21 protein-coding genes are annotated in these 22956 nt (G+C 60.5%); 10 read left to right on the forward strand and 11 right to left on the reverse strand.

What is annotated here, in order from left to right:
* The first annotated feature begins 104 nt into the window (after positions 1-104).
* The 4 genes from BTE28158_RS20360 (at position 105) to BTE28158_RS32810 (ending at position 2375) form a co-directional block, all read left to right on the forward strand.
* Positions 105-275, forward strand: a complete 171-nt coding sequence (locus BTE28158_RS20360; RefSeq protein WP_006489933.1) for a hypothetical protein — start codon at positions 105-107, stop codon at positions 273-275.
* A gap of 106 nt (positions 276-381) precedes the next feature.
* Positions 382-630 carry a DUF2795 domain-containing protein gene (locus BTE28158_RS20365; protein WP_006756942.1) on the forward strand — a complete coding sequence of 83 codons (249 nt, stop codon included), beginning with the start codon at positions 382-384 and terminating at the stop codon, positions 628-630.
* 111 nt (positions 631-741) lie between these two features.
* A complete protein-coding gene (locus BTE28158_RS20370; protein WP_151049721.1) occupies positions 742-2100 on the forward strand; it encodes a GGDEF domain-containing protein in 1359 nt (452 codons plus the stop codon).
* 149 nt (positions 2101-2249) lie between these two features.
* Positions 2250-2375, forward strand: coding sequence for a hypothetical protein (locus BTE28158_RS32810; RefSeq protein WP_006750105.1), 126 nt, complete (start codon positions 2250-2252; stop codon positions 2373-2375).
* A 314-nt stretch (positions 2376-2689) separates the two neighbouring features.
* Here BTE28158_RS32810 and mnmE read toward each other — a convergent pair whose 3' ends face one another.
* The gene (gene mnmE, locus BTE28158_RS20375) at positions 2690-4084 is read right to left on the reverse strand and encodes a tRNA uridine-5-carboxymethylaminomethyl(34) synthesis GTPase MnmE (protein WP_124627096.1); all 1395 of its coding nucleotides are present in this window, start codon (positions 4082-4084) and stop codon (positions 2690-2692) included.
* Positions 4085-4413: 329 nt separating this feature from the next.
* Here mnmE and BTE28158_RS20380 point away from each other — a divergent pair, with 329 nt between their 5' ends.
* A complete protein-coding gene (locus BTE28158_RS20380) occupies positions 4414-4851 on the forward strand; it encodes a helix-turn-helix domain-containing protein (protein WP_059602938.1) in 438 nt (145 codons plus the stop codon).
* 131 nt (positions 4852-4982) lie between these two features.
* On the opposite strand, the gene yidC is transcribed toward BTE28158_RS20380, so the two are convergent.
* The 4 genes from yidC to rpmH all read right to left on the reverse strand — a co-directional run bounded on the left by yidC (position 4983) and on the right by rpmH (position 7603).
* Positions 4983-6641 carry a membrane protein insertase YidC gene (gene yidC / locus BTE28158_RS20385; protein WP_124627098.1) on the reverse strand — a complete coding sequence of 553 codons (1659 nt, stop codon included), beginning with the start codon at positions 6639-6641 and terminating at the stop codon, positions 4983-4985.
* A gap of 8 nt (positions 6642-6649) precedes the next feature.
* A complete protein-coding gene (gene yidD / locus BTE28158_RS20390) occupies positions 6650-6916 on the reverse strand; it encodes a membrane protein insertion efficiency factor YidD (RefSeq protein ID WP_006489939.1) in 267 nt (88 codons plus the stop codon).
* Positions 6917-6991: 75 nt separating this feature from the next.
* Entirely contained in the window at positions 6992-7453 is a 462-nt protein-coding gene (rnpA, locus tag BTE28158_RS20395) for a ribonuclease P protein component (RefSeq protein ID WP_059605250.1), read from the reverse strand.
* Between the two features lie 15 nt (positions 7454-7468).
* Positions 7469-7603: a 50S ribosomal protein L34 gene (rpmH, locus tag BTE28158_RS20400; RefSeq protein ID WP_004198824.1), complete on the reverse strand. Its 135-nt coding sequence runs from the start codon at positions 7601-7603 to the stop codon at positions 7469-7471.
* A gap of 421 nt (positions 7604-8024) precedes the next feature.
* Here rpmH and dnaA point away from each other — a divergent pair, with 421 nt between their 5' ends.
* The 4 genes from dnaA (at position 8025) to BTE28158_RS32815 (ending at position 14499) form a co-directional block, all read left to right on the forward strand.
* Positions 8025-9602 (forward strand): chromosomal replication initiator protein DnaA, encoded by a 1578-nt coding sequence (gene dnaA, locus BTE28158_RS20405; RefSeq protein WP_217481644.1) that lies wholly within the window; start codon positions 8025-8027, stop codon positions 9600-9602.
* Between the two features lie 170 nt (positions 9603-9772).
* On the forward strand, positions 9773-10879 hold the full coding sequence (gene dnaN / locus BTE28158_RS20410) for a DNA polymerase III subunit beta (RefSeq protein ID WP_059605245.1): 1107 nt from the start codon (positions 9773-9775) through the stop codon (positions 10877-10879).
* 193 nt (positions 10880-11072) lie between these two features.
* Positions 11073-13547 (forward strand): DNA topoisomerase (ATP-hydrolyzing) subunit B, encoded by a 2475-nt coding sequence (gyrB, locus tag BTE28158_RS20415; RefSeq protein ID WP_124627102.1) that lies wholly within the window; start codon positions 11073-11075, stop codon positions 13545-13547.
* Positions 13548-13752: 205 nt separating this feature from the next.
* Positions 13753-14499 carry an HNH endonuclease gene (locus BTE28158_RS32815; protein ID WP_151051151.1) on the forward strand — a complete coding sequence of 249 codons (747 nt, stop codon included), beginning with the start codon at positions 13753-13755 and terminating at the stop codon, positions 14497-14499.
* A 172-nt stretch (positions 14500-14671) separates the two neighbouring features.
* Here the strand turns inward: BTE28158_RS32815 and BTE28158_RS20425 are convergent, their stop codons facing one another.
* The 6 genes from BTE28158_RS20425 to BTE28158_RS20450 all read right to left on the reverse strand — a co-directional run bounded on the left by BTE28158_RS20425 (position 14672) and on the right by BTE28158_RS20450 (position 21453).
* Positions 14672-15118: a very short patch repair endonuclease gene (locus BTE28158_RS20425; protein ID WP_151051148.1), complete on the reverse strand. Its 447-nt coding sequence runs from the start codon at positions 15116-15118 to the stop codon at positions 14672-14674.
* A gap of 9 nt (positions 15119-15127) precedes the next feature.
* A complete protein-coding gene (gene dcm, locus BTE28158_RS20430) occupies positions 15128-16222 on the reverse strand; it encodes a DNA (cytosine-5-)-methyltransferase (protein ID WP_151051146.1) in 1095 nt (364 codons plus the stop codon).
* Positions 16223-16649: 427 nt separating this feature from the next.
* Positions 16650-17513, reverse strand: coding sequence for an HNH endonuclease (locus BTE28158_RS20435; RefSeq protein ID WP_203249529.1), 864 nt, complete (start codon positions 17511-17513; stop codon positions 16650-16652).
* Positions 17513-19108, reverse strand: coding sequence for an ATP-binding protein (locus BTE28158_RS20440; RefSeq protein WP_151051144.1), 1596 nt, complete (start codon positions 19106-19108; stop codon positions 17513-17515). The genes BTE28158_RS20435 and BTE28158_RS20440 overlap by 1 nt, the downstream gene beginning before the upstream one ends.
* 18 nt (positions 19109-19126) lie before the next feature.
* Entirely contained in the window at positions 19127-19558 is a 432-nt protein-coding gene (locus BTE28158_RS20445; protein ID WP_151051142.1) for an EcoRII N-terminal effector-binding domain-containing protein, read from the reverse strand.
* Between the two features lie 17 nt (positions 19559-19575).
* On the reverse strand, positions 19576-21453 hold the full coding sequence (locus BTE28158_RS20450; protein ID WP_151051140.1) for a DEAD/DEAH box helicase: 1878 nt from the start codon (positions 21451-21453) through the stop codon (positions 19576-19578).
* A gap of 981 nt (positions 21454-22434) precedes the next feature.
* On the opposite strand from BTE28158_RS20450, the gene BTE28158_RS20455 reads away from it, so the two are divergent.
* A complete protein-coding gene (locus tag BTE28158_RS20455) occupies positions 22435-22680 on the forward strand; it encodes a SymE family type I addiction module toxin (RefSeq protein ID WP_151051138.1) in 246 nt (81 codons plus the stop codon).
* Positions 22681-22956: the final 276 nt, after the last annotated feature.

Here is a 22956-nt window from a genome sequence, read left to right on the forward strand (position 1 = left end):
GGCACTGCGACAGGAGCGCGTTCCGCGCTGTAAGAAGTTGACCGCGGGCGAAGTTCAGAGCCTAGAATGGGACCAAGGGTTCCTGCCACCGCAAGGAGGCTATCGTGATCGAGCAAGTCATACTCGGCATCTTCCTCGTATTGCCACTCGTGATCGTGGCTGCACTGTTCTCCGACGAACTGTGGCAGGAACATCGGCGGCAGCACCCGCGCGACGAAAACGCACCGCACATCGACTGGAAGCATCCGTGGCGTCGCGTGCGGCGCGGGCACTGAGTCGATCGCCATCCCCGCAGGCACTCCGTCCGGGGCCGGTCGCCCAGAGCCGAACGGTGCCCCTTCCGCTACGAACCCATTCCCGCTCAACCAGCGAGACGCCGACGTGAACGACAAACCCGCCCTCCCTCCGCACGATATCCCTGGCGAAGCGATCGATCTGCAGATCGCCGACGTGCTGGCCGCCGTCCGCTACCCGGCGAACAAGGATGCGATCGTCGACGCCGCACGCGACGCCGGCGCGAGCAACGAAGTGCTGTCGATGCTCGACGGCCTGCCCGAACAGGACTATGCGGACGTCGATGCCGTCACGCGCTGGGTCGCCGGCAACTTCGGCCCCGGCCTCGGGATTTGAGCGCGCGCCAATAACGCGATAGGATCGGGCCGCACCGGTCGCATCGCGGCCGGATGCATGCCGTCCGGCGCCAAGACCGGGCGTGACCGCACGAGCGCCCGGGGGAAATCCATGGAAGGCATTCTGATCCAGCACACGACGCGTCGTCAGCTCTGGTTCGGCGCACTGACGGCGCTCGTCATCCTGCTCGCGCTCGGGATCGCGATGCCTCACGCGAACGTCGCGCTGCCGGCCGTCGAGCCGTTCATGCCGATGTGCGCGCTGACCGTGTTCACCACCGCGAGCATCGCCGCCTTCTTCCTCGGCGCGCAGTTCACCGTCACCCGCCAGCCCGTGCTCGGTGCGCTCGGCGGCGCCTATGCGTTCACCGCACTCGCGGTCGCGCTGCAGCTGCTCACCTTTCCCGGCGTGTTCGCGCCGCACGGCTTGCTCGGCGCACGTCCGCAAAGCGCCGCGTGGATGTGGGTCTTCTGGCATGCCGGCTTTCCGTGCTTCGTGATGGCCGCGCTGCTCGCTCGCGAGCGGCTCACGCGTGCGCCGGTCGGCACGGCGCAGACGCGTTTGTGGACGTTCGCGCTGGTCGGCGGCCCTGCCATCGCGGCTGCGCTGCTGTGCGTGCTCGCGCTGAACGTGGCACTGCCGCCCGCGTTCCATCCGCCGGCCGACGCGGCCGTACTGCCCGTCAACGGGATCGCGCTGGTCGTATGGATCCTCAATGCGCTCGCGCTCGTCGCCGTGCTGGCCGCCGGCCGGCTGCGCACGACGCTCGACCTGTGGCTCGCGATCGCGGTGCTCGCCTGCCTCACCGACACGACGCTGAACCTGCTGACCACGAATCGCTTCACGGTCGGCTGGTATCTCGCGCGCATGTTCAGCATGTTCACGCCCGGCGTACTCGTGTGCGTGCTCGCATGGGAGGTGACGAAGCTGTATCAGGAGCTGTTCGAAGCACATGCGACGCTGGTTCGTTCGTCCGCGCGCGACGGGCTGACCGGCGCGTTCAACCGCAGCCACTTCAACGATCACTTCCACACGTTGTTCCTGCAGGCGCGGCGGCAAAGCGAGCCGTTGTCGCTGCTGATGATCGACGTCGATCACTTCAAGGCCTACAACGACGCGTTCGGTCACGTGAAGGGCGATGCATGCCTGATCGCCGTCGCGAATGCGCTCACCGCTGTGGTGCGGCGTCCCGCGGATATCGTCGCGCGCTATGGCGGCGAGGAGTTTGCGATCGTGCTGCCGAACACCGGTGCGCGCGGTGCGCGGATCGTTGCCGAGGAAGCGCGCGAAGCGGTGCTGCGGCTCGATCTCGCGATGCCTTCGTCGCCGGCGGGGCGCGTGAGCGTCAGCGTCGGTTGCGCGACGGTGTCGGCCGAGGATCTGTCGACGCCCGATGCATTGATCGAAGCCGCCGATGCCGCGCTGTACCATGCGAAGGATGCGGGGCGAAACCGCGTCGTCATGGCGTGAAAACGTCTGCGGATTGGCGATTTGTTACGGTCATTGTGACCGGAATAATCCGCCGTTACGGATTGCGGCACCGGGAAACGATCGCTTACAGCCCGTGTCGACGGCGCTCGCTATGCTGGATTCATGTCGAATCCGAGCAGGTGAACGCGATGAAGAAAACCCTTTTGCTGATTGCCGGCGTGGCCGTGTTGCTGAGCGGCTGTATCGTGGTGCCCGATGGTGGCGGGTATTACGGCGGTGGCGGGTATTACCATCATCATCGGCATTGGGATTGATGCATTCCGGCCCGGCCGCCGCGATTGCGCCATCCGGATCGGATGAGCCGATTGATCCGGACTGCCGGGAGCGGCAATCGCGTCTTTCCTCATGAACCGCGGGAAAGTCTTCGCAAGGCTTCGGCGCGGATCCCTGGATTCTGACGACATCACATCTGGCCTCGAATTCGAGGCCGATCTCGGCAAGCTTTCCCGACATCTGCGCTGAATGGTCCGCCGCTCGGTGCGTGGCACGGCGTCCGCCATCGACAAGGCACTCATCCCGGAACGGGACCGATGCGCCAAAGGGAAACAGCGGGACGTGAAGTGCCCGCTCACTTCCCGATACAAAACCTGCTGAAAATCACCCCCAGCAGATCATCCGACGTGAACTCACCGGTAATCGCATTGAGCTGCTCCTGCGCCAGCCGCAGTTCCTCGGCAAACAGATCGAGCGATTGCGCCCTCTGCTCCGCATGATCGGCCGCCTGCGTGAGATGCGCCTGCGCAGCCCGCAGCGCGATCAAATGCCGTTCGCGCGCCAGATAAACGCCTTCGGCCCCGGCCTGCCACCCCGCGATTCGCAGTAGCTCCGCGCGCAGCATGTCGATCCCGTCACCGCGCTTCGCCGACAGATGCACCTCGGTCAGGTCGCCTTCGGCCGCCGGATGCTCGACGCACGCCGGCACGCCGGTCAGATCCGTCTTGTTCAGCACCCGCACCACCGGCACGTCAACCGGAAACCGCGCCGCGATCGCCTCGTCGTCCGCCGTCATCCCCGTGCGCGAATCGAGCAGGTGCAGCACGACGTCCGCGCGCTCGATCTCACTCCATGTCCGCGCGATCCCGATCCGCTCGACTTCGTCCTCCGTCTCGCGCAACCCGGCCGTATCGATGATGTGCAGCGGGATCCCCTCGACCTGGATCGTCTGCGCGACCTTGTCGCGCGTCGTGCCCGCGATCGGCGTGACGATCGCCAACTCCGCGCCGGCCAGCGCATTCAGCAGCGACGACTTGCCGACGTTCGGCTGCCCCGCGAGCACGACCGACAGCCCCTCGCGCAGCAGCGCGCCCTGGCGCGCGTCGCCGAGCACGTGCGCCAGTTGCTCGCGGATCTTCGCGAGCTTGCCGCGCGCATCGGCCGCTTCCAGGAAGTCGATTTCCTCTTCCGGGAAATCGAGTGTCGCCTCGACCAGCATCCGCAGCGTGATCACATCCTCGACGAGCGCGTGGATCTGCCGCGAGAACGCGCCGTCGAGCGAGCGCCCGGCCGAACGCGCCGCCGCTTCGGTACTCGCCTCGATCAGGTCGGCGACCGCCTCGGCCTGCGCCAGGTCCAGCTTGTCATTCAGAAACGCACGCCGCGTGAACTCGCCCGGTTCCGCGAGCCGCAGCCCGAAGCCGCGCCCCGCATCCAGGCAGCGCTGCAGCAGCAGCTGCATCACGATGGGCCCGCCATGCCCCTGCAGTTCCAGCACGTGCTCGCCGGTGTACGAATGCGGCGCGGTGAAATACAGCGCGATCCCGCGGTCGAGCGGCGCGCCGTGCTCGTCGAGAAACGGAACGTAGCTCGCATGGCGCGGTGCGAGCCGCTGCCCGCACAACGCGTCGATCAGCGGCAGCGCGGCCGCCTCGCCGCCGCGCCCGAACGAGACGCGGACGACGCCGATGCCACCCCGGCCGGCAGCAGTGGCAATGGCGACGATCGGATCGGAATCGGTAGCAAGCATGGGAATCGGAAGAATCGGGTGAACAGACGGTCAATGATGCGCCCGCGCAACGGTTTGGGCATCGGGACGCCGGCATTGTAGCGTGCCGGCCTGCACGCTACCGGACGCCGCGTCGGTTTCGGAATCGCCCGAATTTATCCCGACGGAGCTAAGGCGAGTATCGATTCCACGCCGACACGTACTGTCCCTTTCGGACGAGTATGCCTGTCCGATTGACCGGGCTCCCGATTCCTCGATACGCTCCGCAACAAGTTCGGATTCGTCTAAATGAGTTATGTTTAGCCTGTGTGGTTGTCTGATAGGCGTCGGTGGAATTGCACAATCACCCCATGCCGACACCCGAAGAAAAATCAGCGTTTTCGGAACGCCTGAAATTCGCCTTGAGGCGCAGCCCGGAGAAGGTCACCGGCGCGACCGAACTCGCGAACCGGTTCAATCTGCGTCACCACGGTGCGCAACCGGTTTCACCGCAAACCGCGCACAAATGGCTGACCGGTCGGACGATTCCGACGCCGGACAAACTCGAAACGCTCGCCGACTGGTTGCGCGTCGAACTGCATTGGCTGCATTACGGCCCATCGCCGAGCGTGACCGAACATCTGACGCCGCAGCCGCTGCCGCGCGACGAGCGCTATCCGCCAACGCCCGAGACGATCGAACTCGCGTCGAAGATCGAGGCGCTGCCACCGCATCAACGTTACCTCGTTCAGGAACTGATCGAGCAGTTCTACGGCAGCGACGCGAAAATCGAAGCGAAGAAAGCCTGAACGGCAGCGGTGGGACTCCGCACACGCCGCCGCGCCGCCATCCGCCGGAAACAAAAAAGCCGCATGGATAAAACCATGCGGCTTTTTTACGCGCGTTGCGGGCGGCTGGCCGCCCGCGTGTGCGACATGCGTCAGGCCTTCTTGCCGCCGCCGAGCTTGCGCGTGATGTAGTACTGCTGCGCGATCGACAGCACGTTGTTCACGACGTAGTACAGCACCAGACCGGCCGGGAAGAAGAAGAACATCACCGAGAACGCGATCGGCATGAACTTCATCATCTTCGCCTGGACCGGGTCCGGCGGCGTCGGGTTCAGGCTCGTCTGCACGAACATCGAGACGGCCATCAGCACCGGCAGGATGAAGAACGGATCGCGCTGCGACAGGTCGTGAATCCACAGAATCCACGGCGCACCGCGCATTTCGACCGAGGCGAGCAGCACCCAGTAGAGCGAGATGAACACCGGGATCTGGATCACGACCGGCAGGCAGCCGCCGAACGGATTGACCTTCTCGGTCTTGTACAGCTCCATCAGCGCGGCATTCATCTTCTGCGGATCGCTCTTGAAGCGTTCGCGCAGCGCCTGCATGCGCGGCGTGATTTCCTTCATGCGCGCCATCGACTTGTAGCTCGCAGCCGACAGCGGGAAGAACACGGCCTTGATCAGGACGGTCAGCAGCACGATCGCCCAGCCCCAGTTGCCGACGACGCCGTGGATCTTCTCGAGCAGCCAGAACAGCGGCTTCGCGATGATCGTCACCCAGCCGTAGTCCTTCACGAGTTCCAGGCCCGGCGCGATGCCTTCGAGCATGCGCTCTTCTTCCGGACCGGCGAACAGGCGTGCCTGCACGTCGGCCGACTGGCCCGGTGCGATCGCGGCCACCGGCTGCTTCACGCCCACGCGGTACAGCGTCGGATCGATCTTTTCAGCGTAGATGTCGCGCTTCGCGCCCTGCTGCGGAATCCAGGCCGACGCGAAGTAGTGCTGCACCATCGCGACCCAGCCGTTGTCGGCGGAGTTCACGAAGTCGGCCTTGTTCTTGTCGAGGTCGCTGAAGTTGATCTTCTGGAAGTGCTTCGCGTCCGTATAGACCGCCGGCCCGAGGAACGTGTGCGAGAACATCGGCGTTTCGACGGCCGTGTTGTCGCGCACCAGTTCCATGTAGACCGTCGGCGTGACCGGTGCCGTGCCGACGTTGTCGATCTTGGTGTCGACGCCGATCACGTAGCTGCCGCGCGTGAACGTGTAGGTCTTCACGACCTTCACGCCGCCCTTCACCGGCGATTCGAACGACAGCTTCAGCGTGTTCTGGTCGCCCGTCAGCGACGTCGGGCCCGCATTGACCTGCGTGTAGACGTCGTTGTGGTTCGGGAAGTCGCCGCCGAGCAGGCCCGTGCGTGCGAGATACGTGTGGCCGGCCGTGTGGTCGAACAGCGTGATGTACAGGTCGGGCTGCTTGCCGTCGCCCTGCTTCTTCAGCGTCAGCTTCGCGAGCGTGCCGCCACGCGTGTCGATTTCGCCGTCGTACACGTCGGTCGAGAACTTCACGAGCTGCGCCTGCGCGGCCGGTGCCGTCGTCGACGGTGCGGTGCCCGCCGCGGCGGCCGGTGCGTCACCTGCGGTCGTCGTCGCGCCCGTGCCCGAAGCGCCGCCTGCCGCGGCCGCGGGGGCCGTCTGCGTGGCGCTCGGGAAGAACATCGACGGGCGTCCATGGTCGCGCTGCCAGTTGTCGTACAGCATGACAGCTGACATGAAGAAGATCACCCATAGGACGGTGCGTTTGATATCCATGCGTTGTCTCAGAGTCGATGGGACCGCGCGTCGGCTTCGCCGCGAGCGCGAGTGTCGGAGTTGGGCGGCGGGACGAGGTCGATGCCGCCCGCGGAAAACGGATGGCATCGGCACACGCGCCTGACGGCGAGATACGTGCCGCGCGCGGCGCCATGATACTGGATTGCCTCGCGCGCGTAATCCGAACAGGAAGGATAAAAACGGCAACGGTTGCCGAGCATCGGGCTCACGGCAACCTTGTAGAAGCGCAGCAAGGCGATCAATACCGTTTTCATACCTTGGGCGGCGCCATTCGGCACCGCGTCAAAACCGGCCGGGCGGGCGCGAACGCCGCACCGCGAACGGATGCGTCACTCGGACGCGGGCTTCGACGCACGGCGCTCGATCTCCCGAACCGCCCTGTCGAGCAGCTCGCGGATTTCGGCCGCGCACATCGCCGCGAGCGGGGCGGAAGCCGCACTCGGCAGCGCTTTCTTGTCGAAGCGCGTGTGCTGCCGCAGCAGCAGGTCGTAACCGGCGAATTCGGCGCGGCGCAGGCGAAACGCGTCGCGCGCCAGCCGCTTCACGAGATTACGCGTGACTGCACGCGGCGCATACTTCTTGCCGATGACGAGCCCCAGGCGGGCAGGCTGGCCGGTCGGCTTGCCGTAAATCACGAAGTGCGCGGAACGCCGCCAGGGGCGCAAACGAAAAACGGATGAAAATTCATCCGTTTTCAAAAGTCGCGCAGCTTTCGGGAAGGCGGCTTTCGTCTGCGACGGATTCGCACCCGGCTCGACGGCACCTTCCGCGGGACTGCGGACGGCGGACACAGCGCGCAACCTGCCTTAGATGGCGAGGCGCTTGCGGCCCTTCGCGCGGCGAGCGTTGATGACCTTGCGGCCACCTGCCGTCTTCATGCGGACACGGAAGCCATGGGTGCGCTTGCGGCGCGTCACGGACGGTTGGTAAGTACGTTTCATGATGTTCTCACTTGTTCGAGAATGTCGAAATTCAGGGGACCGCGTGCCCTTAACCGGAGGCATTCGGGCGAACGCAATCGCCGGGAATACAGGATTGGTTTTCGCGGAACCCGCTATTTAAACCGTTTTTCTCTTGACGGTCAATACTTTAGGAGCCGCTCGCCTGTGCCGAGCCACTCCGATCCGGCCCCGCGACCCACAACCGCAGCCTGTGGATAAGTCCCGCTGTGGCCGCGTTTGGCGTTAGAATCTCGCCTTATCTCCAAGAATCCCGCACGCCGCTTCGGCCCGCGCCTGCCCCTCCAAGACTGTGACGCAGGCGTCCGAGGCACGCTCGCACGACCGCTTCGGGCCTTGTTGCGCAATCGCGACAAGGGCGCCGGCGAGCCGCGCTGTGCACGCAAAAAACGACAGCTACTTGATGAACGATTTCTGGCAACACTGTTCCGCACTGCTGGAGCGCGAGCTGACGCCCCAGCAGTACGTGACGTGGATCAAACCCTTGGCCCCGGTGGCCTTCGATGCGTCGGCGAACACGCTGTCCATCGCCGCGCCGAACCGCTTCAAGCTGGACTGGGTCAAGAGCCAGTTTTCGGGCCGGATCTCCGATTTGGCCCGCGATTTCTGGAATGCGCCGATCGAAGTCCAGTTCGTCCTCGATCCGAAAGCCGGTATGCGCAGCGCCACCGCGAACGCCGCGCCGGCCGCCCAGCGCGCGCCGCTGACACCGAACGGCCCCGCCGCGACGGTCGCCGCGATCGCCGCCAACCTGGCCGCGAATGCCGGTGCCGCGCCCAGCGCGCCGGCCGACGTGCCGATGACGGCGTCGGCAGCCGCAACGCACCACCTGAACGCCGACGACGCCGACATCGACCTGCCGAGCCTGCCCGCGCACGAAGCAGCCGCCGGCCGCCGCACGTGGCGCCCGGGCCCCGGTGCCGCACCCGCGAACGGCGGCGAAGCCGACTCGATGTACGAACGTTCGAAGCTGAACCCCGTGCTCACGTTCGACAACTTCGTGACCGGTAAGGCCAACCAGCTCGCGCGCGCCGCCGCGATCCAGGTCGCGGACAACCCCGGCATCTCGTACAACCCGCTGTTCCTGTACGGCGGCGTCGGCCTCGGCAAGACCCACCTGATCCACGCGATCGGCAACCAGCTGCTGCTCGACAAGGCCGGCGCGCGGATCCGCTACATCCATGCCGAGCAATACGTGTCGGACGTGGTGAAGGCGTACCAGCGCAAGGCATTCGACGACTTCAAGCGCTACTACCACTCGCTCGACCTGCTGCTGATCGACGATATCCAGTTCTTCTCCGGCAAGTCGCGCACGCAAGAGGAATTCTTCTACGCGTTCGAGGCGCTCGTCGCGAACAAGGCGCAGGTGATCATCACCAGCGACACGTATCCGAAAGAGATTTCGGGCATCGACGATCGCCTGATCTCGCGCTTCGACTCGGGCCTCACCGTCGCGATCGAGCCGCCCGAGCTGGAAATGCGCGTCGCGATCCTGATGCGCAAGGCGCAGTCGGAAGGCGTGAACCTGTCGGAAGACGTCGCGTTCTTCGTCGCGAAGCACCTGCGCTCGAACGTGCGCGAGCTCGAAGGCGCGCTGCGCAAGATCCTCGCGTATTCGAAGTTCCACGGCCGCGAGATCTCGATCGAGCTGACCAAGGAAGCGCTGAAGGACCTGCTGACCGTGCAGAACCGGCAGATTTCGGTCGAGAACATCCAGAAGACCGTCGCCGACTTCTACAACATCAAGGTCGCCGACATGTACTCGAAGAAGCGTCCCGCGAACATCGCGCGGCCGCGGCAGATCGCGATGTATCTGGCGAAGGAACTGACGCAGAAAAGCCTGCCGGAGATCGGCGAGCTGTTCGGCGGGCGTGACCACACCACCGTGCTGCACGCCGTGCGCAAGATCGCGGACGAGCGCAGCAAGGACGCGCAGCTCAACCACGAGCTGCACGTGCTGGAACAGACGCTGAAGGGCTGAGCGCGCGCACCGCGCTTGATAATTCGGCCTCCGCCCCAATTTAAGGGGGGCGGTTCGGTTTTGAGGCACAATACTGGTTTGACCGCCCCGGTGGTGGCGGGCCAAGAGCCCGGCCGGCGGGGCGCTGCGTGGCTGCTGCGCTGCAGGCCGTTACTCAACGAAGGAACTCTATGCAACTGGTCAAGACCGAACGAGACACACTCCTCAGGCCGCTGCAAACGGTCAGCGGCATCGTCGAACGCCGCCATACGTTGCCGATCCTCGCCAACCTGCTGATCACCAAGAACGGCCCGGACGTTTCATTCCTGTCGACCGACCTGGAGCTGCAGATCACCACGCGCGCCGATTTCGGCGTCGGCGGCGACCAGGTGGCCACCACCGTCGCGGCCCGCAAGCTGCTCGACATCCTGCGCGCGATGCCTGACGGCCAGGTCACGCTGTCGCTCGCCGACAAGCGCCTCACCGTTCAGTCCGGCAAGAGCCGCTTCGCACTGCAGACGCTCGCGGCCGACGAGTTCCCGACCGTCGCGCAGGCAAAGGATTTCGGCGCGACCCTGACCGTCCCGCAGAAGTCGTTCCGCCAGTTGCTCGGCATGGTGCACTTCGCGATGGCGCAGCAGGACATCCGCTACTACCTGAACGGCATGCTGCTCGTCGTCGACGGCGACCAGCTGATGGCCGTGGCCACCGACGGCCACCGCCTCGCGTTTTCGTCGATGAAGATCGAAGGCGGCACGTTCGGCCGCCAGGAAGTCATCGTGCCGCGCAAGACGATTCTCGAGCTGCAGCGCCTGCTCGAGGACATCGACGACACCGTCACCATCGACATCGCGCAGACCCAGGCCAAGTTCACGTTCGGCCAGGTCGAGCTCGTGTCGAAACTCGTCGAGGGCAAGTTCCCCGACTTCCAGCGCGTGATCCCGAAAGCGCACAAGAACACGTTCGAGATCGGCCGTGAAGAGCTGCAGCGTTCGCTGCAGCGCGCGGCGATCCTGACCTCGGACAAGTTCAAGGGCGTGCGCTGCATCATCGCGCCGGGCCAGCTGAAGATCATGTCGACCAACGCCGATCAGGAAGAGGCGCAGGAAGAACTCGAAATCGCCTACCAGGGCGATACCGTCGACATCGGCTTCAACGTCACGTATCTGCTCGACGTGCTCGCGAACCTGAAGGTCGACACCGTGCAGGTGAGCCTTGGCGACGCCAGCTCGAGCGCGCTGATCACCGTGCCCGAGAACGACGAATTCAAGTATGTCGTGATGCCGATGCGCATCTGACGCGCTCGACATCAAGATACACACCAGGGGGCGGCAAGCCCCTTTGGCGTTTTTATGGCGAACCGACAACCCGTCCCTTTGGCGCCTTTTCGGCGCTTCGGGCGGGCCAGGAAACTGGAGCGGCCCGGCGATTTCTCTCGCTGAAACGCACCGCGCCGCCACGAGAGTGGCCTCGCAGAACCGGAAGATATCCATGAGTGAACAGCACAATTCGCAACCCGATAACAGCAGCTACGGCGCCTCGTCGATCCAGATCCTCGAAGGTCTGGAAGCGGTGCGCAAGCGCCCCGGGATGTACATCGGCGACACGTCGGACGGCACCGGTCTGCACCACCTCGTGTTCGAGGTGCTCGACAACTCGATCGACGAAGCGCTGGCCGGATACTGCAACGACATCCACGTGACGATTCACGCCGACAACTCGATTTCCGTGACCGACAACGGCCGCGGGATTCCGACCGACGTGAAGATGAACGACAAGCACGAGCCGAAGCGCAGTGCTGCGGAAATCGTGATGACCGAGCTGCATGCCGGCGGCAAGTTCGACCAGAACAGCTACAAGGTTTCCGGTGGTCTGCACGGCGTGGGTGTGTCGTGCGTGAACGCGCTGTCGAGCTGGCTACGCCTCACCGTGCGCCGCAACGGCAAGAAGCATTTCATGGAGTTCCATCGCGGCATCGCGCAGGATCGTGTGCTCGAGAAGGTGGACGGCGTGGAAGTGTCGCCGATGCTCGTGACCGGTGACACCGAGAACCGCGGCACCGAAGTGCACTTCATGGCCGATCCGACCATTTTCGGCACGGTCGAGTATCACTACGACATTCTCGCGAAGCGGATGCGCGAGCTCTCGTTCCTGAACAACGGCGTGCGGATTCGCCTCACCGACCTTCGTTCGGGCAAGGAAGACGATTTCGCGTTCGCCGGCGGTGTGAAGGGCTTCGTCGAGTACATCAACAAGACGAAGACCAACCTGCACCCGACGGTTTTCTTCGCCAACGGCGAGAAGGATGGCGTGGGCGTCGAAGTCGCGATGCAGTGGAACGACAGCTACAACGAGAACGTGCTGTGCTTCACGAACAACATTCCGCAGCGCGACGGCGGCACGCACCTGACCGGCCTGCGGGCCGCGATGACGCGCGTCATCAACAAGTACATCACCGATAACGAAATCGCGAAGAAGGCGAAGGTCGAGACGACCGGCGACGACATGCGCGAAGGGCTGTCGTGCGTGCTTTCCGTGAAGGTGCCGGAGCCGAAGTTCAGCTCGCAGACGAAGGACAAGCTGGTTTCTTCCGAGGTTCGCGCGCCGGTTGAAGAAGTTGTGGCGAAGGCGCTCGAAGAATTCCTGCTGGAAACGCCGATCGACGCGAAGATCATCTGCGGGAAGATCGTTGAGGCTGCTCGTGCGCGCGATGCTGCGCGGAAGGCGCGTGAAATGACACGACGCAAGGGCGTGCTCGACGGCGTCGGTCTGCCCGGCAAGCTCGCGGACTGCCAGGAGAAAGACCCGGCGAAGTGCGAAATCTACATCGTCGAGGGTGACTCGGCAGGCGGCTCGGCCAAGCAAGGTCGTGACCGGAAGTTCCAGGCGATCCTGCCGCTGCGCGGTAAGGTGCTGAACGTCGAGAAGGCGCGCTACGACAAGCTGCTGTCGTCGGAGCAGATCGTCACGCTCGTGACCGCGCTTGGGTGCGGGATCGGCAAGGACGATTACAACCTCGACAAGCTGCGCTATCACCGCATCATCATCATGACTGACGCGGACGTGGACGGTGCGCACATCCGGACGCTGCTGCTCACGTTCCTGTATCGCCAGATGCCGGACATGATCGAGCGCGGGTACGTGTATATCGCGCAGCCGCCGCTTTACAAGATCAAGGCGGGCAAGGATGAGCGGTATCTGAAGGATGACGTGGAGCTGAACGCGCACATGCTGCGGTTGGCACTGCAAGGGTCGGAACTGGTGCCGGGTGAGAATGCGGCGGCGATTTCGGGCGATGCGCTTGGGGAGTTAGCGCGGTCGTATCTGCTGTCGCAGAGCGTCATTGACCGGTTGAGCCGGTTGTATGACCCGGCGGCGCTGGAAGCCGTCATGGATGGCGTGGTGATCGACCTCTCCAACGAGGCTTCGACCGAGGCTTCAGCGAAGGCGCTGCACGCTGCGTTGCATGACGAAGCGCTGAAGAACGAAGTGCGGGTTGTGCCTGCGTATGACGCGGTTCGCGAACAGCGGTCGCTGCATGTCGAACGGACGCATCACGGCAACGTGCGGGTTTCGGTCATCGACCAGGAATTCCAGCATACGGCGGATTATCAGCAGCTCGTGACCACCGCGAATACGTTCAAGGGGCTTATTGGGGAAGGTGCGGTTATCAAGCGCGGTGAGCGCAGCATGGCTGTCGCGGACTTCAAGAGTGCGATGAAGTGGCTGCTGGCGGATGCTGAACGGAACGTTTCGAAGCAGCGGTATAAGGGGCTCGGTGAGATGAACCCCGAGCAGCTCTGGGAAACGACGATGGATCCGGCGGTGCGGCGACTCCTGCGTGTGCAGATCGAAGACGCGATTGCCGCAGACGGGATCTTTACTACGCTCATGGGGGATGATGTCGAGCCGCGGCGGGCGTTTATCGAGTCGAATGCGTTGCGGGCGGGGAATATTGACGTTTGAACCTGCATTTTCGGATGTCACAGAAAGTGAAAACTGTGCCAGGTAAGTGAAAAATTACTCCCGCAGTTGGTGAAAAATCTGACTGCTGCTGAGAATCAAAACGCCCGGGACACCCGGGCGTTGTCTTTGGTGAGCAGGAGGCGCCGTTGGCGACGCCGGTAGGCGCGCACCCTAAGAACAACAGGCTGAGGTTAGCAAAGAGAGAATGGCAATGGATTGGGGCAGCATCTTTGACACTTACGGCACAAAGACGGTTACGGCAACAGACAAGAAAAAGAACGCATATGTGCCAAACAAGGACCAGCGCGCGGCAATCGAATCATCTGGCATCGAGCCCGCTAAAGAGCGGCCAGCGCCGGAATTCGTCATCCTCGTACTGTTCGACACGAACGTTAAATCAATCAAGTCGTCCTACTACTATGCCGAGCGCTCGTCCGCAGCAGATCGCGCTCCCGAAGCACGTATGGGCCACGAAATCATCAGTTCATGGCTCAACCAAGGTGATGAAGTTGTCATTGGGAGTGTCGGGGCGCAACTGTTCGCAATTAAGACCAAAGTCGCACCCAAATCCGTCACAGCTATAACAGCCGAGGTAGTGGCGCGCGCAGACAAGAAGACCGTCCTCGAGCGCGCAAAAGAGGCAAAGGGAAAACCAGAAAAGCAAGAGATACGGCGAAATGACTTCGCCCGAAACCCCTACGTTGTACGAGGCGCGATACTGCGCTCAGCGGGGAAGTGCGAGATGCCGGGGTGCAAATGCGAGTTGTTCGAAAAGGAAGACGGTGCCACATACTTGGAAGTACACCATGTGACCCCATTGAGCGAAGACGGCGACGACACCATGGCCAATGCGGCCGCACTATGCCCCCGCTGCCATCGCGAGCTCCATTTCGGAAAGGAACGACTCACCCTCCGAAAAAAGCTTGCGACCCATATTGCCGCGATAAGCTGAGCACGGTGGCAACCGCAAGAGCAGCCATGGGTACGCAAGAGCCGTAGCCCTTCCGTCAGGTTTCGAGGCAGTGACGCTGTTCCAAAGATAGGGTGCCCGGCACACGTTGGGGGCATCAAAAGATACGTTGACGATCCGAGCAGGTCTGTTGCGTTGTTTCGCTCTAGCGCATTTAAAGCTCAATTGACGTCAACTCTTGGGCTTTTATCCAGTCGGCAAGTCGATTGAAAAAGCTCTCGTCATTTGACTTGATGGCTGTTCGCAAGGAGCATTCCCACACGACAGCAACCCTCCAACCGTCTTGCAGCAGCTTAGTCATGTGTTCACGGTCCCTCTCCCGATTCCGGTCCAGCTTCTCCCTCCAGAACTCTGGACGAGATGATGGCATCTTGAATAGAGCACAATTGTGCCGATGCCAGAAGCACCCATGGACAAATACGACTGCTTTGTAGCGCGGGAAGACGAGGTCAGGGGTGCCGGCCAGACTGCGGACATGCAGTCGGTAGCGAAGACCCCGCTCGTACAATGCCTTACGGACAACCAGCTCGGGTTTTGTATTTTTACCCCGAATACCTGACATCATCCGACTACGCGTCGCCACGTCTGTGATGTCCGTCATACCCGATACCTATGCCACTACTGGAATTTTAACGGGCCGCGACGGCAGGTTCGGGGTACCCTTCAGAATTGCCGCTGGCTTCTCGGGGGTCTTTGCCACACCCGAGGCCTTTCCGTTCATCTTGAGAGCCAGCCTCAGATAGGGTTCCATGGCCCTAGCGACCGCCTCGACTGCGGGTACAACCACTGAATTGCCAAATTGTCGATACAACTGAGTGTCGGAGACAGGCAACACAAAGCTGTCCTCGAAACCCATGAGTCGTGCGCATTCACGAGGGGTAAGGCGACGTGGATTGAGGCCTGGGCCACGATGCACGAGAATCTCTGAGCCGTCCTTGTGATAGCGGGCCGACAGGGTCCGGGTCGTCTCGTTGCGCGTCACAACAGAACAACCAAATCCATTACCTGCCTTGGAATGCTTGTCCCGATAGGCCTGCAGGTAATTCCAAAGCTTATCGGTGAGGATATATTTCGCGTCGACCTTTTCCTCCGGCTCCAAGATGGAGCCCAACTTGATAGAACCCGGTTCTGGCCATGCAGACTCATCGGGCCATTCGAACCCCACATCCTCACGAAAACCCACGATATAAATCCGCTCACGATGCTGCGGCGTCCATCGCTTACCATCGATGACCTTCCAACTGATGTGATAGCCAAGTTCCTTTTCCAGCACGTGCTGAATGACACGGAAGGTATGTCCCTTGTTGTGGGAAACGAGGTTTTTCACGTTCTCCAGCATGAAGGCTGCCGGACGTTTTTCCTTCAGAATTTCAGCAACACGGAAAAATAAGGTGCCTTGTGCGTCACAAGCGAATCCATGAGTCCGACCCAGCGCGTTCTTCTTCGAAACGCCAGCCAGCGAAAATGGCTGACAAGGGAACCCGCCCACCAGGACGTCATGGTCAGGAATGACGTCAAGCGGAACAGACCAGATATCCCCTGCGATGTCTGCTTCCGTCTCGTTATGGTTGGCTGCGTAGGTGATACGGGCGAATTTGTCCCACTCGCTGGTAAAGACGCACTTTCCGCCGATATATTCAAATCCTCTTCTGATGCCACCAATGCCGGCAAAGAGGTCGATGAAGGTGAATTTTGGAACTGCCATACGTAGCTTTCAGTAGTTGTTCATCGCCTGGAGCGTGACAAAATTAATTCCCCAGGATTCCTGGCGGCCACTTGGCAAAAAAAACAAATAGCCTGTCCGGACGCCTCAAAGAACCTGCACTTCCAACTGGCCTCGCCCTGCCAACGACAACGTTCTTCGCGTGCCAGACATCCGCATCACCCAGCCAACGGCGGCGGCGCCGGAATGCGTACTGCTCCATAAGGAAACAAGTGACATCTATCCTGTATGCGATACCCACTTTCATGACGCTGAAGCAGCCGGCTGATTCGCTCTCCCCACGGCTGCAACCGCAAAGGCCTCTCCCCACGGCTGCAACCGCAAAGGCGCGTCCCAGCAAGATTTTCCTAGAAGTTTGCATCACTTTACCAGGTCCTGCTCCAATTCGCCAGGAATGCGACAAAAGGCTTCAGTGGCCCTGCGGCCTAGCGGCTTTGCGGGCATTCAGCTGGGCACGCAGGTCCTCCACGACTGTTGGAGGGTCCGTCCGGTGGACCATGGCGTGACAGTTGCCGCACAGCGGCACCAAGTCCCTGACGGGGTCGACAACGTAATCGCCTCCCAGTTTCGAGACAGGCGTGCGATGATGTACCTCGATGTAGCCGTCCCCCAAGTCGCCGTAGAAATCAGCGAAATCGAAGCCACAGCACTGACATTGGAGTCCGTAGTGCTCGATGCAGGCAGCCCGATTGACGGGGCTGCGCTCATAGCGGTTTACCTCAACCCGGAGCTTGGCACCCTCTGGCAAACCCTTGACGGCGTTATCCGGGGCCGCATCGGTCTCTTCGCCAATACCTGTCAAGGCCAAAACAAGAGCGAGGCAAGACGAAGCGACGTGGAAGGCCGTTGCCACTATTTCGTCTGCCGTCTTGCCTGAACGAAATCGGCTAGAGACGTCAATCTCCACTCGGGTCCAAGTGTCCTTCCGAGTAAGGTAGCTCTCGTCATCGTTGCCGTTAATGGCCACGTAAACCTGCGCCCCTGAAGCCTCAGCAGCCGCTCGCGCACGAAAGAACGCCTTTTTCTGACCGTCACTGGCCTCCGACATGCCGCGCAGAAGCGCGCCAGCGAAATTGTCGGCTTTGAAAGATGCCTCAAACTGCCTATGCGTTCTGGAGAGGAGAATGGCGAAGCCATTGCCCTGCTCCAGCTCCACTGGACGCAACGCATCGAAGTCCCCGCCATCAACAGTCTCTGACTGAGAATACAGAGCAACTTGGAACCTACCTTCGAGCTTGCGCCGCAACACCTCAATATCAAGCCCTTCCGACATCAGCTATCCTCGTTGTCGACCGGGTCCGGCAAATCGGCCACCAGCTTCTTGAGATTGCGTGAGACTTCAATACGAAACTCTTCAAATGCCTCCTGGTTGTCCGGATTGATATTGTTGAGTTCGGCTTGAGCAAGCGCCCAAAGCAGGTAGTCCATGGCTTGGACGACTGTACTGTTGGCCTTGTTGGGCAAATATGCTTTCGTATAGAAGGGATGGCCCGTGTTAAGAGCTACCGCCGCCTTGCTGTTCTTGCCAATGGTGGGCTCCCAAAGTACTCCATGCTCGAGAGTTCCGCTGGTAACCACGTGGGCACTGCCAATGTCATCCGAATTCAGCAAGCGAACCGTGGTCGTGGTCACGCCCGAATTGTTGTTGACCGTAACCATGCCGGTCTTTTCGTCAACCTGAGCGACCGCTGCAGTCTTGAGTGCGGAGGCCTTCTGCTCGATGACGTTGCTGGCCGGGGTGTGGAGCAGAACAGCCGCCCCCTTGGCAACTCCAGCGGCCCCCTTGCGGTACCGGGTTTCCGCTTCTCGCCGCGGCCCCGCAAGAAATTTGTCGCGCAGCCATTCGTAAAGACCTGAATTCAGCTCGATACGGGATTTCTTGATGTCCACCTGGAATGCGTTATCAAGCGAGTGGTCAAACGACAGCTCGACACGGAGCAAGGAATAGTGGGGTTCCTGCTTAAACATGTTCATCCAGTCAGGACCGTGAATGAGCCGGTTTTCCCGGTAGATGTATAGCCCCTGACGCTCATTCGAGATACGCGCCGCGATGCGATTCGCGTCAGAAGAGAACTCTTCTTTTCGCGGTAGCACGAAAGCTCGAACGATGAACGAGGTCTGCGTTCCATCTGGCAGCTGCACGTCCATCTTCTTTTCGGCGATTGATTCCTTGGTTTCTACAATGCAAAACGGGTCCCATGCGGCAATAGGCTCACCATTGAGCTTGATATGAACGTTTCGCTCGCGAGCATCATTGGCATCAAGGAAGCGCTGAAAGACAATCGCGATATGGTCGCGAAGAACAGTTGCCAGCTTTTCAACGGTCTTCCGAATAGGTTGCCCCTCAGGTGCACCGATTCGGTCAATATTCTCCCAAAGCACAACCGTACCAGATGCTCCCAGCGCAACCTCATCAAGCAGTTGTTTGTGAGCTGCATCAGCAGCGGCAATTTCGAGGTTCCAGCTATTCGAAGCTGCCATGTCATCAAGGTCCCACGTGGCTCGCAGCACTGGCGACTCCCCTGAGTCACGCGAGATAACCGACAGACGCCGACAAAAGGCCGTTGAAGCCGTCTTAAGCCCCAAACCAAATTTGCCAAGGCTCTTGGCATTCGCTCGCTTGCTGGAGCCGTACTTCATGGCGTTGACGAGACCTTCTTCGTTCATGCCGTGGCCGTTGTCCATGATGGAAATAACGACGCTGTCTGCGAAGTCGACTTCTAGTCGAACATGAATCTTATCGGCACCGGCTGCGATTGAATTGTCGAGGATGTCCGCGACGGCAGCATTGAAATCGTACCCAGTATCTCGCAGGCCCTCGCTGATACGGGCCACGTCAGGTGGTACGCTGATATGTTTTTCTGTCATAGGATGCTCTAAAATCTGTTAGCGCGATTGAATAATCGTCCAGCCTCCACCCAAAACAAGGGTGTTACCGTCTATTTCCGAACCGAATGACGCGGTCGAGCGGATGATATCCACCTCAAAGGAAGCGTTTTCGTCGCGGGAAAAGACAAGTACGTCATCGACCTTGGCGTCAATTGCACGCATGAACTTCGTCATTCCAGTGAGGCGGTATTCATTGCGCGTGCCCTCTTTGAACAGTTTGTTGTTGTAATATATAAAGTTAAATTCCCATCGTTCGCGATTTTCACGCTCAAATACGACGAGCTTCATCCTCGGATTTTTCACCGACTTGTCGAGCGCGGGAAAGAACAAGAGAATATGCTCTTCCTTGGGAACCAGAATACCCGCCTGATGGCCACCGGTAGTCCCAACGTCGTTAGGACTAAGCTTCTTCCGAATTTCTGCTGTCATTGGTCACAAATCCCTTTTTAGGTCAGCGGCGAAACGTGCAGTGCCTGCGCAATGGCCATGGGGTCGATGTCTCCCTCGTGACCAGTTACAGCTTCACGGGCAAGGTCTTGCTTGAAGGCTGCCGCGCCTCTAATCACGTCCTCTACCGTCTGGACGTAGAACAAATGATGAATCGTCACTGGCCTTGTCTGCTTTCTTCTGTAGGAACGCGCCGACGCCTGAGCCGTTAGTGCTGGGTTCCACTCAGGGTTATAGTGAATCACGTGGTTGGCCGTCGTGATATTAAGGCCGGACCCAGCTGCCTTCGGATTTAGGAAGAGTACGCCATACCCTCGGTGTTCAAAGAACCGGTCGACGACGGCCTGTCGCATAGTCCCCTCGACACGCCCATCGATAAAGTCAAGGAATGCCTTCGGAAATCGCCTCGGCATATCAGACATAAAAAGGTCTGCCATAGCCTGATATGTAGAGAAAATGAGTGCTTTCTCCCCTCCACTAAAGATTTCCTCTAGAAGCTCCACCGTCCGCTCGTATTTAGGCATTTCGATGGACGGATCCGCGTACCAGCTACCAACAAGTCGAGGGTGGGCGCAGAGCATGCGAAGCCGTGTCGTTGCGACCAGTCCCCCCGTCGGCCCAAACTCCTCCAAAGTCCGCTTACGCAGAGCCTCATATACCTGAGCAAGGTGCAATGGCATCTGCAAGGCCTGTGGCACTTCAATCCGCTCGGGCAGGTCCTGCGCAACGTCCATCACCTTGCGCCGCAACAGCATCGGGGCAACAATGGGCGCTAACCGAACAGCATCCTCTATCTCGTTGCCAAATTGGGAAAGGAATGCGTTCCGTCCACCCAGTAATCCGGGCATCGCGAAGTCCGCCAAAGACCATAGGTCATCAATGCGGTTCTCCAGCGGCGTACCGGTTACGGCAATCGAGACCCTGCGAGGCAGCCGCTTCACGGTAACTGTCCGCTGTGCCTCGGGGTTCTTAATAGCTTGCGCCTCATCAAGTACGATGACGTTCCACGCTACCTGGCTGAGTATTTCCTCGTCGCGCATTGCTGTGTCATAAGAGACGAGAATGATGTCAGTGCCCTGTAGCCGGGCGGATATGCCGGCCCGGTCTGCTCCAGCGTGAAGCGAGACAGTGAGCGTAGGCGCGAAGGACGCGAGCTCTCTCCGCCAGTTTTCGAGTAGTGTTGCTGGAGCAACGACAAGGGCCGGTCCACGCCCAGCATTCTTCTCAATCTGCAGCAGCGCAATAACCTGCGCGGTCTTACCCAATCCCATCTCGTCACCAAGGATGCAACCAACGCCCTGCTCAGCCACAAGGGACAGGAAGGCAACGCCCGACAACTGGTATGGGTAGAGAGCTCCGGAGAAGCCCGCAATCGGCGCCCGCGGCTCATCAATGACTGATTTCGCAGCATCGAAGACTACTTCATCGAATACCGCAAACGGCGTCTCCTTTTGAGCTCGCAGGGCGACTAGCTCACCAACAGTGATGAGCCCATCGGGTTTCACTCCCGCAATCTCCAGCCAGTCGAAAGCCGACTGCACTAGGTCCGCCCTGATGGGGTACCAGCGTCCGTCGTGAACGAGCTGGTCGCTCTCGCCATGTACCCGAACAAAGCCCGTGTCCGTAGCGTGACCAAAAGTGAGTCGGAGGTTGCGGCCATCACTCCCCGAAAGACGAACTGCCGGCTGGGCCGGCGCCCGTGAGAACGTCAACGAGGAAATGTCGTCTAGAGGGCTCCGGACAGCCTCATCGGCACAGACACGCAGACGGCCGAAGACTGCCCTGAAAATGTCAATCGCTGGGGGAACCACGCGCTCTCCCGATGCCTTCCTGAGGAGAATTTGGCAGTTTTCGACCACCCACGTTGCAGTATTCATGCCAGTGATTTTGAGTCCTGTAATAAATTCGCGCGAACGTGGTTAACATTTCCCACATTCGTGTCCCAGCGTACCCGCTATTGTATGTGTGAAGATGGATGTCGGCCGATATAGAGACCGAATTACTTATTCTCCTTAGCTGGCATCCAAGTCGCGCAGCTTGCTGATCTGGTGCAGTTGCATTCGAGTCACGGCGGAAGGTCGCGCAAAGCAAGCTACAGGATGGTCTGTTTGGGCACCGGCCGGTCGAGCAGCAGTTCGAAATGTGCGACAACGCTGGACCCGTTTTCGGCAAGTACGTGAGCTGACTCGCTCGTAGGCCAGTGCATCGAACAGCGCCGAGGTCAGCCGCGAGTGTTGCGTGGCCAGCAGACGGCCACACTATTTCAACCGGTCGCACGACCGCATCGGTTCATCGACTTTCGCAACGATGCGGAGTTGCTTGCCCGTTTTGCTAAATGATCTGTGCGGCAGCTCTCGATATCGATCGCCCCTCGTTCGAATCGCGTCGAGCCAGTCATCCCGCTCCCCGTCGTTCGAAGGGACGCCGCCCCCGGCACGCATTAATAAAATCACCAAACATTCTCTTCAGGATCGACACTGCAACTTCTCACCACTTCTCAATGATGTTCCTTCTTGAGATAGAACGGTTTCATTGTTGTTGGCTTTATTTTATTGGTTATGAAAAGTCATATTGTTACCATCATCAGCAAACCATTGGACAGGTACGAAAGTCTCTCTACGACCGATGCCTCTCCCTCGCAGCGCATCCTCCGTTTGGTTATCCGGAAAATAAACTGAGTTATGAGATGCGCCACCCACTAAACTGTCTGAACCACGCGCGATAGAGAAGATCGTTTCGCTAGAAATCGCGAACTCGAAGGAAGGCTGAAGAGAGACCAAAGCAGTAAGAGCGCGGGCCGCATGGGCTGCCACCCATACGACCCGCTGACCACAACCAACTCACCTCAGGAGTCGGAAATGACTAACGCCAATCATAAGTCACGCCCCGTCGTAACGGAACGCTTCGTCACTGTTCAAGAGTCAGCGCGCCATCATTCCTTGTCTCGGGTCCTCCGTGCCATAAGAGCGCACCGGAAACTGAACACGACATACTTCCCGTGGATCAAATTGGCTGGAGTATGGCTTGAGGACGCGGGATTCGAGGCTGGAGAACGCGTCCGGATTACCGTCGAGGACAAGCGACTCATCATCACGCCGATGTGATCAGCGCATTGTCGATGGTGAGCGTCGCAAGCCACTATCCGTCTGGAAGGTCGGTACCCGATGCTCCAGACCGTTAGTAACTGTGACAAGCGACGATTGTTCTGAAACTGCAACGGGCCGGTCACTCAGGTGCGCTGCCGTGTAGCCTTTCGGCACGAGCTGCAACCCATGCCAGGCGCACCGCACATTTCGGCGGTCGAAATGCAAAAACCCCCGCCTTTTGGGCGGGGGTTCTTGGCTTAGGGAGCCTGACGATTACCTACTTTCACACGGGAA

It is taken from the genome of Burkholderia diffusa (genome assembly GCF_902499115.1).
Taxonomy (GTDB): Bacteria; Pseudomonadota; Gammaproteobacteria; order Burkholderiales; family Burkholderiaceae; genus Burkholderia; species Burkholderia diffusa.